Raw genomic sequence first — 14,956 nt, 5'->3', positions numbered from 1 at the left:
CGCGTAGTCCCCACCGGGATCCTGGCGGGATTCCGGTGGGGATCCCGGTGGGGATCCCGGTGGGGATCCCGGTGGGGATATCCCTACTGCCGCTCACCCACCTCCCCCATGGCGTCGCACGCTCCCCGACCGGCAGTCTGGGGACCATGAGCGCCGATCATGAATCCCCCGGTAAATCCCCCGGTCCCGCCGTCGACCCGCGTCCGCCCGTGCGGTCGGCCTACGGGAAGGAGACCTGGAAGGAGATCGCCTTCCTCCTCTCCAACCTCTTCACGGCCCTGGCCGGTTTCGTCTACGCGGTCGTGACCGTCCTGCTCGGCGTGGGCCTCTCCGTCACGGTGATCGGGCTGCCGCTGCTCGCCCTCGGTCTGGGCGGCGCGCGCTGGATCGGCCGGTCGGAGCGGGCGCGGGCCCGCTCGCTGCTCGGCGTGCGGGTCGCGGAGCCGTCCCGGATGCCGCCGCGCCGCGGCTTCTTCGCCTGGCTGTGGTCCTCGCTGAAGGACCCGGTGGCCTGGCGGACCCAGTTGTACGGGCTGATCCGGCTGCCCTGGGGCATCGTGACGTTCACGGTCGCCCTGGTCTCGCTCCTGGTCCTCTGGCCCGTCCTGCCCTTCATCGCCCGGGGTCTGGCGAACGCCGACCGGGGCATGGTCCGCGGTCTGCTCTCGCCCTCCGACGAGCTGGAGCGGCGGATCGCCGAGCTGGAGACGGACCGGGGCGTGGTCGTGGACACCGCCGCGGCCGACCTGCGGCGCATCGAGCGCGATCTGCACGACGGCGCGCAGGCCCGGCTCGTCGCCCTCGCGATGGGGCTCGGTCTCGCGAAGGAGAAGCTCCTGGAGGACCCGGAGGGGGCCGCGGCGATGGTCGACGAGGCCCACGGCGAGGTGAAGCTCGCGCTCCAGGAGCTGCGGGACCTGGCCCGGGGCATCCACCCGGCGGTCCTCACGGACCGGGGGCTCAGCGCCGCGCTCTCCTCGGTGTCCGCGCGCTGCACGGTGCCGGTGAAGGTGTCGGTGGACCTGGCGGAGCGGCCGGCCGAGGCGATCGAGGGCATCGCGTACTTCACGGTCTCGGAGCTCCTCCAGAACGTCTCCAAGCACGCCCGGGCCCGGTCCGCGTCCGTGGAGGTGTGGCGGTCGGAGGACCGGCTGATGCTCCAGGTGCGCGACGACGGCGCCGGCGGGGCGCGGCTCGACGGCGGGACGGGGCTCGCGGGGCTGACGGAGCGGCTCGGGGCGGTGGACGGCCTCCTCGTGGTCGACTCCCCGGAGGGCGGTCCGACGACGGTCACGGCGGAGCTGCCATGGCGCTCCCGCCCCTCCGCGTAGGCGCCGGGTAGGGAAAACCCCCCGCCGGAGACGCCCACTCCCCTCATGGTCCGGGGCGCGGCGAAACGGAACCCTGGAACACGTACCGCCCCATCCCCTTGAGCAGAGAAGGACGACCGCGATGGCCTCCCCCCGACTCCCCGCCGCGATCCGCGCGCCGTTCGAGGCCCGCACCTGGCGTGCGCTCGGCTACGTGCTGATCGGGCTGCCGCTCAGCGTCATCTGGTTCTCGCTCTCCGTCGCCTTCGTCTCGGCCGGCGCCGGGCTGCTCATCACCTTCCTCGGGGTGCCGATCCTGGCCGGGGCGCTGGCGATGTGCCGCGGCTTCGGCGCGGTCGAGCGGGCCCGGGCGCGGGCGCTGCTCGACCTCGACGTGAAGGCGCCGGAGCCGGTGCGCGGCAAGACCGGCGGGGCGTTCTCCTGGATGGGCGCGATGCTGAAGAGCGGGGCGTCGTGGCGCCACCTGCTGTACGCGCTGCTGCACATGCCGTGGGCGGTCTTCGGCTTCTCGGTGTCGGTGGCGCTGTGGGCCTGGGGCTGGAGCCTCTTCACCTACCCGCTGTGGCAGTGGGTCTTCCCCGCGTGGATCGGGCAGGACGGCATCCAGCTGTACGGGGACGCCACCCACCAGATGTACCTCGACAACGGCTTCGAGGTCGCCGTGACCAGCCTGATCGGCCTGGTGTTCGTCCTGATCGGGCCGTGGGTGCTGCGCGGGATCGTCGCCGTCGACCGGTTCCTCGTCGCGGGGTTGCTCGGCCCGTCGCGGCTGGCCTCCCGTGTGACGGAGCTGGAGTCGGACCGGGGCGTGGTCGTGGACACGGCCGCCGCCGACCTGCGGCGCATCGAGCGGGACCTGCACGACGGTCCGCAGGCCCGGCTCGCCTCGCTCGCCATGGATCTGGGGCTCGCGAAGGAGAAGCTGGCGGAGGACCCGAAGGCGGCGGCGACGATGGTCGACGAGGCGCACGGCGAGGTGAAGGTCGCCCTCCAGGAGCTGCGGGCCCTGGCCCGGGGCATCCACCCGGCCGTCCTGACCGACCGGGGCCTGGACGCGGCGCTGTCGTCGGTGGCCTCCCGGTGCTCGGTGCCGGTGTCGGTGGACGTGGACCTGCCGGCCCGGCCGGTCGCGGCGATCGAGGGCATCGCGTACTTCGCGGTCTCGGAGCTCCTGCGGAACGTCACGGAGCACTCGCGGGCCCGGCGCGCCTGGGTGGACGTGTGGCGGGCGGGCGACCGGCTGATGCTCCAGGTGCGGGACGACGGTGTCGGCGGCGCGGAGGCGGCGGCGGGCCGGAGCCTGGCGGGGCTCTCCGAGCGGGTCGGGGCGGTGGACGGCGTACTGGCGGTGGACTCGCCCGCCGGCGGTCCGACGACGGTCACGGCGGAGCTTCCCTGGCGTGCGTAGCCGTGCTCACTCCGTCTCGGCCCGCCTCGGGGTCCTCCCCCGGGGCGGGCCGCTTCCTGCGATGCTGGGGGCGACATTGACCTTCAGGACAGGGGGCTGCGGGACGTGGTGGTACAAGAGGTGACGGACCGGGTACGGGTGGTCATCGCGGAGGATTCGGTGCTGCTCCGCGAGGGGCTGACCCGGCTGCTGACCGACCGGGGGCACGACGTCGTCGCCGGGGTGGGTGACGGCGAGGCGCTGGTGAAGCTGGTCGCCGGGCTCGCGGACGAGGGCGCGCTGCCGGACGTGGTGGTCGCGGACGTGCGGATGCCGCCGACGCACACGGACGAGGGCGTACGGGCGGCGGTGCGGCTGCGCAAGGAGTACCCGGGCCTCGGCGTCCTGGTCCTGTCGCAGTACGTGGAGGAGCAGTACGCCACCGAGCTCCTGGCCGGTTCGAGCCGGGGCGTGGGCTATCTGCTGAAGGACCGGGTCGCGGAGGTCCGCGAGTTCGTGGACGCGGTCGTCCGGGTCGCCGGGGGCGGTACGGCCCTGGATCCCGAGGTGGTGCAGCAGCTGCTGGGCCGGTCCCGTCAACAGGACGTGCTGGCGAACCTGACCCCGCGCGAGCGGGAGGTCCTCGGCCTTATGGCGGAGGGGCGGACGAACTCGGCGATCGCGCGGCAGCTGGTGGTGAGCGACGGCGCGGTGGAGAAGCACATCAGCAATATCTTCCTGAAGCTGGGCCTCTCCCCGAGTGACGGTGATCATCGGCGGGTACTGGCGGTGTTGACGTATCTGAAGTCCTGAAAATCTGACACTCTGTCAGAATCCAGCGCGACCGTGCGTGACCGAGTGCGGCCGAGTGTGACTGGAGCGAGGCCGGAGCGACATCGGGGAGGCTGCCGACCGTCCGACAACCGGAGGGTCCTAGATCCAATGGATGAGGCGTAACGCGACCTTCCGGAACAATCCGGGTGGCGACAGAACGTGACAATTCAGGGCAAGCGGGCGTCTCACAAAGAGGTCCGGCATGCGAGAAGTCCCGGGAGAGCCCCCCTTACCGTCGTAGGGTGGGCCACGGGACGACCGGTGATCAGCCGGCGTCTCCCGAGCCTTCTCCCGCCTCCGGCGGAGAGTCCCCTTGCCACGAGGGAGGTCCAGTTCAGTGACCAGCCAGGTCAGTAGCGAGGCCGGTGAGGCCCTGCTCGGGGAGCAGCGCAGCGCCCCGGCGACGGCCCACCACGGCACCGAGAAGGAAGTGCGCCGGCTGGACCGGGTGATCATCCGCTTCGCGGGCGACTCCGGTGACGGCATGCAGCTCACGGGTGACCGCTTCACCTCGGAGACGGCGTCCTTCGGGAACGACCTCTCCACGCTGCCGAACTTCCCGGCCGAGATCCGCGCACCCGCCGGAACGCTGCCGGGCGTCTCGTCCTTCCAGCTGCACTTCGCCGACCACGACATCCTGACCCCGGGCGACGCCCCGAACGTGCTGGTCGCGATGAACCCGGCCGCGCTCAAGGCCAACATCGGCGACGTGCCGCGCGGCGGCGAGATCATCGTCAACACCGACGAGTTCGCCAAGCGCGCCATGGCCAAGGTCGGCTACGCGACCTCGCCCCTGGAGGACGGGTCGCTGGACGGCTACCGGGTCCACCCGGTGCCGCTGACCACGCTGACCATCGAGGCCCTCAAGGAGTTCGGCCTGTCCCGGAAGGAGGCCGAGCGGAGCAAGAACATGTTCGCGCTCGGGCTGCTCTCCTGGATGTACCACCGGCCGACCGAGGGCACCGAGACCTTCCTGCGCCAGAAGTTCGCGAAGAAGCCGCAGATCGCCGAGGCCAACGTGGCCGCCTTCCGGGCCGGCTGGAACTTCGGCGAGACCACCGAGGACTTCGCCGTCTCCTACGAGGTCGCCCCGGCGACCCGGGCCTTCCCCACCGGCACGTACCGGAACATCTCGGGGAACCTGGCCCTCTCGTACGGCCTGGTCGCCGCCTCCCGCCAGGCGGACCTGCCGCTCTACCTCGGCTCGTACCCGATCACCCCGGCCTCGGACATCCTCCACGAGCTGTCGAAGCACAAGAACTTCGGCGTGCGCACCTTCCAGGCGGAGGACGAGATCGCCGGCATCGGCGCCGCGCTCGGCGCGGCCTTCGGCGGCGCGCTCGGCGTGACGACCACGTCCGGCCCCGGTGTGGCGCTGAAGTCGGAGACGATCGGCCTCGCGGTCTCCCTGGAGCTGCCGCTGCTGATCGTCGACATCCAGCGCGGCGGCCCGTCCACCGGTCTGCCCACCAAGACCGAGCAGGCCGACCTCCTCCAGGCCATGTACGGCCGCAACGGCGAGGCCCCGGTGCCGGTGGTGGCCCCGAAGACGCCCGCCGACTGCTTCGACGCGGCGATCGAGGCGGCGCGGATCGCCCTCACGTACCGCACGCCCGTCTTCCTGCTCTCCGACGGCTACCTCGCCAACGGCTCCGAGCCCTGGCGCGTCCCGGACGTCGACGAGCTCCCCGACCTGCGGACGCGGTTCGCGACCGGGCCGAACCACACGCTCGACGACGGCACCGAGGTCTTCTGGCCGTACAAGCGCGACCCCGGGACCCTGGCCCGCCCCTGGGCCGTGCCCGGCACTCCCGGCCTCGAACACCGCATCGGCGGCATCGAGAAGCAGGACGGCACCGGCAACATCTCGTACGACCCCGCCAACCACGAGTTCATGGTCCGCACCCGCCAGGCCAAGATCGACGGCATCGACGTCCCCGACATCGAGGTCGACGACCCGGACGGCGCGAGCACCCTCGTCCTCGGCTGGGGCTCCACCTACGGGCCGATCACCGCCGCCGTCCGCCGCCTCCGGGTCGCGGGCCGGCCCATCGCCCAGGCCCACCTGCGCCACCTCAACCCCTTCCCGAAGAACCTCGGGGAGGTGCTGAAGCGGTACGAGAAGGTCGTCGTCCCCGAGATGAACCTCGGCCAGCTCGCCACCCTCGTCCGGGCGAAGTACCTCGTCGACGCCCGCAGCCACACCCAGGTCAACGGCATGCCGTTCAAGGCCGAGCAGCTGGCCGCCGTTCTCAAGGAGGCCATCGATGCCTGAGCACACGGAGCTCCTGCTCAACCTGGTCCCCAAGGCCGAGGCCGTCCAGACGATGAAGGACTTCAAGTCCGACCAGGAGGTCAGATGGTGCCCCGGCTGCGGTGACTACGCCGTCCTCGCCGCCGTCCAGGGCTTCATGCCCGAACTCGGCCTGGCGAAGGAGAACATCGTCTTCGTCTCCGGCATCGGCTGCTCCTCCCGCTTCCCGTACTACATGAACACGTACGGGATGCACTCCATCCACGGCCGCGCCCCGGCGATCGCCACCGGCCTCGCCACCTCCCGCCGCGACCTGTCCGTCTGGGTCGTCACGGGCGACGGCGACGCGCTCTCCATCGGCGGCAACCACCTCATCCACGCGCTCCGCCGCAACGTCAACCTGAAGATCCTGCTCTTCAACAACCGGATCTACGGGCTGACCAAGGGCCAGTACTCGCCCACCTCCGAGGTCGGCAAGATCACCAAGTCGACGCCGATGGGCTCGCTCGACGCACCCTTCAACCCGGTGTCGCTCGCGCTCGGCGCGGAGGCCTCCTTCGTGGCCCGTACGGTCGACTCCGACCGCAAGCACCTCACCGAGGTGCTGCGGCAGGCCGCCGACCACAACGGCACGGCGCTGGTCGAGATCTACCAGAACTGCAACATCTTCAACGACGGCGCCTTCGAGGTCCTCAAGGACAAGGACCAGGCCAAGGAGGCCGTCATCCGGCTGGAGCACGGGCAGCCGATCCGCTTCGGCGCCGAGCTCGACAAGGGCGTCGTCCGCGACCAGGCCACCGGCGACCTCCAGGTCGTCACGGTCACTCCGGAGAACGAGTCGCGGATCCTCGTCCACGACGCCCACGCGGCCACCCCCACCACCGCCTTCGCGCTCTCGCGGCTCGCGGACCCGGACACCCTCCACCAGACGCCCATCGGGGTGTTCCGGTCGGTGGAGCGCCCGGTCTACGACACGCTGATGGCGGAGCAGCTGGAGTCGGCCGTGGAGCAGCAGGGCAAGGGCGACCTGGGCCGGCTCCTCACCGGCAGCGACACCTGGACGGTGGCGGGGTAGTTCCCGACCCGTCCGCCCGCGCGAGAAAGGGGCCCGTTCCGTACGAACGTACGGAACGGGCCCCTCCTCATGTCCCGCTCTCCGACGGACCGGGCCCCTCTCACGTCCCGTTCTCCGACGGACCGGGCCCCTCTCACGCCCCGTTCCGCGCCGCTTTCTGCGCCGCCTCGTCGAACCGCCCGAGGAAGACGGGCTCTCCGTCCTTCACCTGCCACAGGAAGAGCCCCAGGAGGGCCGTGGCCTTGTCGTTCCTGTTCTTGGCGGAGTACAGCTTGGCCAGCCCCTCGTAGACGTCCCGCACCAGCTTGTTCGCGACGGCGGAGGCCTTCGACTCGGCGCCGTCCCCGACCGCCGTGCGCAGCGCCTGCGCGATCCAGTTGACGGCGTCGTACGCCTCCGTGGCGTACCGGTCGACGGGCGTCGTCCCGGCCAGTCCCCAGCGCTTCCGGTACGCGGCGGCGAACGCCTTCGCCGCCGGGATCTCGTCGGGGTCGACGTAGCCCGTGCCGAAGTACCAGCCCTCGGCCGCCGGACCCGCGAGGCTGAGGAACTCCGGCTGGAGCACGTACTCGACGCTGCCGCAGGGGCCCTCGTACCCCTGGTCGCGCAGGGCCTTGGCGCACAGCGCGGCCCGGCGCGGCGAGTCGCCCGCGTACAGCACGCCCTGCGGGTCGGTCGCGAGGGCGGCCCGCACGGCGGCCCCGAAGTCCTCGCTGTCCGCCTCGACGGGGTGCGCGGTCACCACCCCGCCCCGGTCCATCGACGGCGGGGTGGCCTTCATGCTCTTGACGGCGAACCAGCTGTACCGCCCGGCGGCGCGGTCCTCGACGACGGCGGTCCGGACGACCTTGCGCTCGGTGAGGTAGCGCCCGAAGGGCACGATCATCACGTCGGGGGAAGGACGCGACTCGAAGTACGTCTGCCTCAGGGTCTGCCCCTTCACCGTCTCGCCGGTCGGGATCGCGGCGAGGACGCTCACCAACGAGACGGACCGGTCGACCAGTTCGGCTCCCGTGGCGAGGGCGGTCGGGGCGGTCGCCGGGCCGAGGACGCCGACCAGCCCCTCGTCCTTGAGGAGGGTGCGGGCACCGGCCTTGGCGCGCTGTGGGTCCCCGCCGTCGTCCACGACCCGGAGGACCAGGTCGAAGGGGCGGTCCCGGCGGGCGTTGAAGGTCTCCACAGCCACCCGGGCCCCGTGCTCCTGGGCCCGGCCGTCGGTCTTGGACGGGCCGCTGAGGTCGGTGAGCAGACCGAGCGTGTACGCGGCGAGCGGGGCGCCGGTGCCTCCCCCTCCCCCGCCCGTACTCGTCCCCGCGATCGTGCCCGCCCCCGTGCCCGCCGGTGCGCGGCTCAGGAGCCAGGCGGTCAGGCCGCCCGCGCCCGCGACGGCCGCCGCCGAGCCGCCGACCAGCAGCCTGCGCCGCGAAACCCCCTTCGGGGGCTCGGAGTTCACCAGCATCGTCGGTTCGGGGACGGGCAGGGCGAGGACCCGTGAGGAGCGCTGGGCGATCAGCGCGGGCAGGCCGGGCGGCAGCCAGTCGCCCGCCGGGCCCTCGGCCTCCCCCAGGGCCGCCCGCACCTCGGCCGCCGTGGGCCGGTCCGCCGGATCCTTGGCCAGACACGCTCTGACCAGGGGCAGGAGCGTGTCCGGTACGTCGTCGAGGGCGGGCTCCTCGTGGACGGTGCGGTAGACGACGGCCGCCACCCCGCCCGTACCGAAGGGGCGCTCTCCCGTGAGCGCGTACGCGAGGACGCAGCCGAGCGAGAAGACGTCGCTGGCGGGGCCGACCTCGCCGGCCCCGGCGGCGCGGGCCTGCTCGGGGGCGAGGAAGCCGGGGGTGCCGATCATCGCGTCCGTGGCGGTCAGCGCGGTCGCCCCGGCGGAGCGGGCGATGCCGAAGTCGATGAGCCGCGGCCCGTCGAGGGCGAGGAGGACGTTGCCCGGCTTGACGTCCCGGTGGACGAGCCCGGCGGCGTGCATGTCGGCGAGCGCGGCGGCGAGCCGGGCTCCCAGGGCGCGGACGGTCGGCTCGGGCAGGGCTCCGTGCAGGCCGACGGCCTCGGCGAGCGACGGCCCCGGCACGTACTCGGTCGCCAGCCAGGGCTCCCGGGCCTCCGGGTCCGCTCCGAGGACGCGGACGACCCAGCGCCCCGTGATGCGCTCGGCGGCGCGGGCCTCGCGGCGGAACCGCTCCCGGAAACCGGGGTCGGCGGCGTGCTCGGAGCGGATGAGCTTGAGCGCGGCGAGCGCCCCGCCGCCGGAGCGGGCGAGGTAGACGACGCCCATGCCGCCGGCGCCGAGGCGGCCGAGGAGCCGGTAGCCGGCGATCGACGACGGGTCGGCCTTGCGGAGAGGCTTCACGGTCGGTCAGGCCTTCTGCTTCGCCTTGTTCGGGGGGACGAGGGGTGCGGCGCCGATCAGCTTGAAGGCGCCGTTCTGCACCGCGTGCACAAAGGTCCCGCCGTTGAGGTCGCCGTTCTTGTCGAAGGTGTAACCGCCCATGACACCGGTGTACTTCTGCTTCCGCAGCGCCGCCCAGAGACCCTTGCGGGCCGGGCTCCCGCCCGCCTTGGCACGCCGAGCGAGCTCTTCCAGGGTCATGGTGACGACGTCGTACGACTCCCCCGTGTAGTACGTGGGGGCCGCGCCGAACCGCTTGCGGTGGGCCGCGACGAAACCGGCGGCCTCCTTGCGGGGGACGGAGTCGAGCACGGGGGCACCGAAGAACCAGCCCTCGGCGTCGGCGCCGGCCTCCTTCAGGAACGCCGGCCCGAAGGCCCGCTGCCCGGCGAACCGCGGCCCGGTGAAACCGAGTTCGCCGAGGGCGCGGGCGGCGAGGACGGCGCTGCTCCGGACTCCGCAGTGGACGTACGCGTCCATGCCGGCGTCGATCATCTCGCCGAGGATCGCGCGGTAGTCCCGCGCACGGGCCGGGACCACGCGGAACCGGGGCGCGAGACCGGCCTGCCCGAAGCCGAACTGGACGCCCCGGACGAGCTGCCAGCTGTACTGGTCGTCGGTGCGCTCCTGGAGGACTCCCGGGGTGCGGATGGCGGACAGGAGCGTGACGGAGTAGGCGAGGTGCATCCCGGCGTAGACGTGGTGGGGGATCGCCCGCAGCACCGTGGCGTTCGGCGTGCTCTCCGTGTCCCGGACCGTGAGCAGGTTGTACCCGGCCGAGACGGTGAGCAGGGGTAGACCGGCCTCCTCGAAGGCGGGCAGGGCGACCTGGGCGGTGTCGTCGGAGGTGGCGCCGAGCACGGCGAGCACGCCCGGGTCGGTGGTGAGCCTGCGGGCCGCTTCCAGGGCCTTGGCCGGATCTCCCCGGTCGTCGGAGACCGCGAGTTCGAGCGTGTACGGCTTGTCCTTGCGGGCGTTGAACTGCTCGACGGCGAGGCGCGCGCCGCGCTCCTGGGCCAGGCCGATCTCCTTGGCGGGGCCGGAGAGGTCGGCGAGGACGCCGATCTTCCAGGTGGTGCGCGGCGGGGCGGGCTTCTTGCCGTTGTTCTTTCCGCCGTCGCCGTCGCCGTCGTCGCCCGTCAGGGCCGACCAGGCGGCGGCGGAGCCGCCGGCCACGGCGAGGACGGCGGCGCCGGAGGCGAGGAGCAGGAAGCCCCGCCGGCTGCGCTTCGGCTCGTCCGCCGGTCCCGTGCCGGGCGCGGTGACGTCGATCTCGGGGAGGGCGAGCATCCGGGCGGAGCGCTCGGCGATGGTCCGGACGACGGGCGCGGGCAGCCAGTCGGCGCCGTCGCCCGGGGTGTCCTCGGTGAGCCGGACGCCGATCTCCGCGGCGGCGGGCCGGGCGGCCGGATCCTTGGCGAGGCAGGAACGGACGAGGTCGAGCAGCCCGTCGGGTACGCCGGTGAGGTCGGGTTCGTCGTGGACGGTCCGGTACATCAGGGCGTCGACGGCGCCGGTGCCGAAGGGCGGGCGGCCGGTCGCCGCGTACGCGAGGAGGCAGCCGAGGGCGAAGACGTCGGCGGCGGGGCCGATGGCCTCGGTACGGGCCTCGGCCTGCTCGGGGGCGAGGAAGCCGGGGGTGCCGACGACCATGTCGGTGGCGGTGAGCGCGGTCTCGCCGGTGGCCCGGGCGATGCCGAAGTCGATGAGGCGGGGGCCGTCGACGGCGAGGAGGACGTTCCCGGGCTTGACGTCCCGGTGGACGAGCCCGGCCGCGTGGACGGCGGCGAGGGCGCGGGCGACGGCCCACCCGAGGAGGCGGACGCTCCGCTCGGGCAGCGCGCCGTGCGCGGTGACGGCCTCGCCGAGGGACGGGCCGGCGACGAAGGCGGTCGCCATCCACGGTTCGGGGGCGTCCGGGTCGGCGCCGGTGACGGGCACGGCCCAGGGGCTGGACACCCGGCGGGCGGCCTCGACCTCGCGGCGGAAGCGGGCCCGGAAGTCGGGCTGGTCGGCCTGGTCGGCGTGGGTGACCTTGACGGCGGCGAGCTCGCCGTTCGCCGTGCGGCCCAGGTAGACGACGCCCATGCCGCCCGCGCCGAGGCGGCCCAGGAGGCGGTAGCCGGCGATCACCGACGGGTCGGAGGGCAGCAGCGGCTGGAGGGCACCGGGCTCGGGCCGAGGGGCGCGCTGGGGCTGGGGCTCGGGCTCGCGCTCGGGCTGAGGCTCGGGCTGAGGGGTCGTGGGGCTCATGACTGGACCTCCAGCTCGTCCTGGGCGCGTTCGAGCATCGTGACGAGGGCCTGGACCTGGGCGGGGACGGTGCCGACCGTCGTGGCGGTGTCCTGCTCGCTGTAGCCGGGCGCGCCCTTGACGACGGTGGCGACGGTGACCTGGCCGATCCGCGACTGGTACCAGCCGTAGAACTGGTCCCCCTTCACGGCGTCGTTGCGGTAGGTCCCACGCTCTCCGAGGGCGTCGTCGGCGGTGAAGTTGCCGCCGACGCCGAAGGGGTTGCCGAGGGAGATGAGGTCCGAGATGCGCTCACCGTCGCGCAGTTTCTGGTCGGGGCAGCGGAGTGCCTCCTCCAGGGTCCCGGCCATCTCCCAGTCGGCGTCGGCCTCGGTGCGGTGCACGGTGACCGTGGCGGCGACCCGGAGGGTCCCGAGGGCGCCGTCGGCGGGGATCTCGCTGTAGGCGGTGACGCTGGAGAGGACGGTGGAGGGCCGGGTGCCCGTCTCCCAGGAGCAGTTGGCGCCGAGGACGGGCCAGTAGTCCGGGTCGCTGAGGTGCGGGGTGCGCTTCACGTAGTCCGGGCCCCAGGCGTCGGGCCCGCCGACGACGGCGAGCGCGATCCGCCGGGCGTCCGCCTCGGTCTTCGGCGCGCGCTTCGGGTCGGGGACGAAGTCGAGCGCGGTGGGCGCCGGGGCGGCCGCGGTCGGAGCGGCCGTGGTGGGGGCGGCGCTGGTCGGGGCCGCCGACGTGCGCGTACTCCCCTTGCCGTCGGGCTTCTTCCCGTCGTCACCGCCGCTGGTGCAGCCGGTGGCGATCAGCCCGCCGAGCAGTAAGCCACAGCAGGCACGCAGCAGTCTTTGATCCCCGTACGCCACAAGTCCCCCACGGTCCCTCACGGTTTCCCCACGAACGTGAGCAGATCGTACGGCCTGGAAGGTCAACTCGCGCCGGATACCACGTCATTGAGACGCAGCGGCGACACTCTCGCGACGTGCCTCGTCGTACCGCGCCCGGGCCTTCTCGACCTCCGCGACCCGCCGGTCGGTCCAGCGGGCGAGCTCCGCGACCTGGCGGGCGGCCTCCTCGCCCATGACGGTGAGGCTGTAGTCGACGCGGGGCGGGATGACGGGCTTGGCGTCGCGGTGGACGAAGCCGTCGCGCTCCAGGGTCTGGAGCGTCTGCGTCAGCATCTTCTCGCTGACGCCGCCGACCCGGCGCCGCAGCTCGCTGAAGCGGTACGAGCGCTCGCGCAGCGCGATGAGGATCAGGACGCCCCAGCGGCTGGTGACGTGTTCCATGACGAGCCGGGCCGGGCACATGGCGCCGACGACGTCCGTCAGCAGGCTCTTCGGTTCCTCACGCACTTTCCCACTTACTTCCATACCAGTACCTTACTTCAAAGTGGGTACTTACGAAAGGAAAGTGCCCGACGTACGGTGAGGGCATCGCCCACCGCACCCCACGGGAAAAGGAAGCACCATGAGCATCGTCGTCACCGGAGCCACCGGCCGGCTCGGCCGTCTCGTCATCGACGCCCTCCTCGCCACCGTCCCCGCCGCGTCCGTCGCCGCCGTCGTCCGGAACAAGGAGAAGGCGGCCGACCTCGCGGAGCGCGGCGTCGAGCTGCGGATCGCGGACTACAGCCGGCCGGAGACCCTGGCGGAGGCCTTCGAGGCCGGCGACCGGGTGCTCCTCGTCTCGGGCAGCGAGGTCGGACAGCGCATCGCGCAGCACGCCGCCGTGATCGCCGCGGCCAAGGCCGCGGGCGTCGCCCAGCTCGCGTACACGGGCGTCCTCGGCGGCCCGGAGGCCGACTTCGACCTGGCCGACGAGCACAAGGAGACCGAGCGGCTGATCCTCGCCTCCGGCCTGCCGTACACCTTCCTCCGCAACGGCTGGTACACCGAGAACTACACCGCGAACCTCGCCCCCGTCCTGGCCCACGGCGCCGTCGTCTCCAACGCCGGCGAGGGCCGGATCGCCTCCGCCACCCGCGCCGACTACGCCGCCGCCGCGGCCGCCGTCCTGACCGGCCCGGCCGAGGAGCACGTCAACCAGGCATACGAGTTGAGCGGCGACACCGCCTGGTCGCTCGCCGAGTACGCCGCCGAGGTCGCCGCCCAGTCCGGCCGGGAGATCACGTACAGCAACGTCCCCGCCGAGGCGCACCTCGCGATCCTCACCGGCGCCGGGGTCCCGGAGTCCTTCGCCGCGATCCTGGTCGACGTCGACCGGGCCGTCGAGCACGGCGCGCTCGCCCTGCGGACCGGCGACCTGGCCCGGCTGATCGGCCGCCCCACCACCCCGATCGCCGTGACGATCAAGGAAGCGCTCGACGCCTCCTGAACGAGGAGCCCGGTTGTCATGACCGTATGGCAATACGGGCATGACAACCCGCCCCGTGCGGCGCTACCTTCGACAGGACAGCGTGGCGCGCGGCAGGAGGTCCGGTGGAGACGAAGACGGAGAACGAAGGACGAGCAGGATTGCTCTACGGGATCGGCGCCTACGCCATGTGGGGGCTGGTCCCGCTCTTCTGGCCGCTCCTCAAGCCCGCCGGAGCCGTCGAGATCCTCGCCCACCGGATGGTCTGGTCACTCGCCTTCGTCGGCATCGCGCTGCTCGCGCTCCGCCGCTGGAACTGGATACCGGAGCTCGCACGCAGCCCGCGCAAGCTGGCCCTGATCACCGTCGCCGCCGCCGTCATCAGCGTGAACTGGGGCCTCTACATCTGGTCGGTCAACACCGGCCACGTCGTCGAGGCCTCCCTCGGCTACTTCATCAACCCGCTCGTCACGATCGCGCTCGGCGTCCTCGTCCTCAAGGAGCGGCTGCGCCCGGCCCAGTGGGCGGCGGTCGGCGTCGGCTTCGCGGCCGTCCTCGTCCTCGCGATCGGGTACGGGCAGCCGCCGTGGATCTCGCTCACCCTCGCCTTCTCCTTCGCGATCTACGGCCTGGTGAAGAAGAAGCTCAACCTCGGCGGCCTGGAGTCGCTCGCCGCCGAGACCGCCGTCCAGTTCCTGCCGGCCCTCGGCTACCTGGTCTGGATCGGCACCCAGGGCACCCTGACCTTCGGCTCCGAGGGCGCCGGACACGCGGCCCTGCTCGCCGCCACCGGCATCGTCACGGCGGTGCCGCTGGTCTGCTTCGGCGCGGCCGCCATCCGCGTACCGCTGTCGACGCTCGGACTCCTCCAGTACCTGGCGCCGACCTTCCAGTTCCTGCTCGGGATCCTCTACTTCCACGAGGCGATGCCGCCGGAGCGGTGGGCGGGCTTCTCGCTCGTCTGGCTCGCCCTGACGCTCCTCACCTGGGACGCGCTGCGCACGGCCCGCCGCAGCCGGGCCGCGATGGCCGCCGCGTCGGCGGAGGCGGTGGCTTCGATCGAGGCGGCGGCGCAAGCCGCTCCCGCTCCCACGGTCCACCCGGGGCGCTGACG

11 protein-coding genes are annotated in these 14,956 nt (G+C 72.8%); 7 read left to right on the top strand and 4 right to left on the bottom strand.

Going from position 1 to position 14,956, the window contains the following annotated elements; all coding sequences use genetic code 11:
- Positions 1-146 precede the first annotated feature (146 nt).
- From ACFWWU_RS10245 to ACFWWU_RS10225, 5 genes are all read left to right on the top strand, one after another.
- Positions 147-1,331, top strand: coding sequence for a sensor histidine kinase (locus tag ACFWWU_RS10245; RefSeq protein ID WP_384141796.1), 1,185 nt, complete (start codon positions 147-149; stop codon positions 1,329-1,331).
- 121 nt (positions 1,332-1,452) lie between these two features.
- Positions 1,453-2,739: a sensor histidine kinase gene (locus ACFWWU_RS10240; protein WP_384141793.1), complete on the top strand. Its 1,287-nt coding sequence runs from the start codon at positions 1,453-1,455 to the stop codon at positions 2,737-2,739.
- A gap of 120 nt (positions 2,740-2,859) precedes the next feature.
- A complete protein-coding gene (locus ACFWWU_RS10235; protein WP_057950495.1) occupies positions 2,860-3,531 on the top strand; it encodes a response regulator transcription factor in 672 nt (223 codons plus the stop codon).
- A gap of 358 nt (positions 3,532-3,889) precedes the next feature.
- Positions 3,890-5,827, top strand: coding sequence for a 2-oxoacid:acceptor oxidoreductase subunit alpha (locus tag ACFWWU_RS10230; protein WP_384141790.1), 1,938 nt, complete (start codon positions 3,890-3,892; stop codon positions 5,825-5,827).
- A complete protein-coding gene (locus ACFWWU_RS10225) occupies positions 5,820-6,881 on the top strand; it encodes a 2-oxoacid:ferredoxin oxidoreductase subunit beta (protein WP_384141787.1) in 1,062 nt (353 codons plus the stop codon). The genes ACFWWU_RS10230 and ACFWWU_RS10225 overlap by 8 nt, the downstream gene beginning before the upstream one ends.
- Positions 6,882-7,014: 133 nt before the next feature.
- On the opposite strand, the gene ACFWWU_RS10220 is transcribed toward ACFWWU_RS10225, so the two are convergent.
- The 4 genes from ACFWWU_RS10220 to ACFWWU_RS10205 all read right to left on the bottom strand — a co-directional run bounded on the left by ACFWWU_RS10220 (position 7,015) and on the right by ACFWWU_RS10205 (position 12,899).
- Positions 7,015-9,243 carry a bifunctional serine/threonine-protein kinase/ABC transporter substrate-binding protein gene (locus ACFWWU_RS10220; protein WP_384141785.1) on the bottom strand — a complete coding sequence of 743 codons (2,229 nt, stop codon included), beginning with the start codon at positions 9,241-9,243 and terminating at the stop codon, positions 7,015-7,017.
- 6 nt (positions 9,244-9,249) lie between these two features.
- A complete protein-coding gene (locus ACFWWU_RS10215) occupies positions 9,250-11,535 on the bottom strand; it encodes a bifunctional serine/threonine-protein kinase/ABC transporter substrate-binding protein (RefSeq protein ID WP_384141782.1) in 2,286 nt (761 codons plus the stop codon).
- A complete protein-coding gene (locus ACFWWU_RS10210; RefSeq protein ID WP_384141779.1) occupies positions 11,532-12,413 on the bottom strand; it encodes a hypothetical protein in 882 nt (293 codons plus the stop codon). Before ACFWWU_RS10210 ends, ACFWWU_RS10215 begins: the two co-directional genes overlap by 4 nt.
- Positions 12,414-12,476: 63 nt before the next feature.
- Positions 12,477-12,899 (bottom strand): winged helix-turn-helix transcriptional regulator, encoded by a 423-nt coding sequence (locus ACFWWU_RS10205; RefSeq protein ID WP_384141776.1) that lies wholly within the window; start codon positions 12,897-12,899, stop codon positions 12,477-12,479.
- A gap of 97 nt (positions 12,900-12,996) precedes the next feature.
- Here ACFWWU_RS10205 and ACFWWU_RS10200 point away from each other — a divergent pair, with 97 nt between their 5' ends.
- Both ACFWWU_RS10200 and rarD read left to right on the top strand, forming a co-directional pair.
- Positions 12,997-13,863 carry an NmrA family NAD(P)-binding protein gene (locus ACFWWU_RS10200; protein WP_384141774.1) on the top strand — a complete coding sequence of 289 codons (867 nt, stop codon included), beginning with the start codon at positions 12,997-12,999 and terminating at the stop codon, positions 13,861-13,863.
- Positions 13,864-14,030: 167 nt separating this feature from the next.
- A complete protein-coding gene (rarD, locus tag ACFWWU_RS10195; RefSeq protein ID WP_384141903.1) occupies positions 14,031-14,954 on the top strand; it encodes an EamA family transporter RarD in 924 nt (307 codons plus the stop codon).
- Positions 14,955-14,956: the final 2 nt, after the last annotated feature.

Source organism: Streptomyces sp. NPDC058650 (genome assembly GCF_042717315.1).
In the GTDB taxonomy this organism is placed as follows: Bacteria; Actinomycetota; Actinomycetes; order Streptomycetales; family Streptomycetaceae; genus Streptomyces.
The sequence above is the reverse complement of the archived record's forward strand: the minus strand, read 5'-3'. Positions and strand labels throughout refer to the sequence as shown.

Excerpts from the sequence above, each read along its gene's own strand:
- ACFWWU_RS10215 (WP_384141782.1), bottom strand. The coding sequence starts at position 11,535 with ATGAGCCCCACGACCCCTCAGCCCGAGCCTCAGCCCGAGCGCGAGCCC.
- ACFWWU_RS10200 (WP_384141774.1), top strand. The coding sequence starts at position 12,997 with ATGAGCATCGTCGTCACCGGAGCCACCGGCCGGCTCGGCCGTCTCGTC.
- ACFWWU_RS10225 (WP_384141787.1), top strand. The coding sequence starts at position 5,820 with ATGCCTGAGCACACGGAGCTCCTGCTCAACCTGGTCCCCAAGGCCGAG.
- ACFWWU_RS10240 (WP_384141793.1), top strand. The coding sequence starts at position 1,453 with ATGGCCTCCCCCCGACTCCCCGCCGCGATCCGCGCGCCGTTCGAGGCC.
- ACFWWU_RS10205 (WP_384141776.1), bottom strand. The coding sequence starts at position 12,899 with ATGGAAGTAAGTGGGAAAGTGCGTGAGGAACCGAAGAGCCTGCTGACG.
- ACFWWU_RS10245 (WP_384141796.1), top strand. The coding sequence starts at position 147 with ATGAGCGCCGATCATGAATCCCCCGGTAAATCCCCCGGTCCCGCCGTC.
- rarD (WP_384141903.1), top strand. The coding sequence starts at position 14,031 with ATGTGGGGGCTGGTCCCGCTCTTCTGGCCGCTCCTCAAGCCCGCCGGA.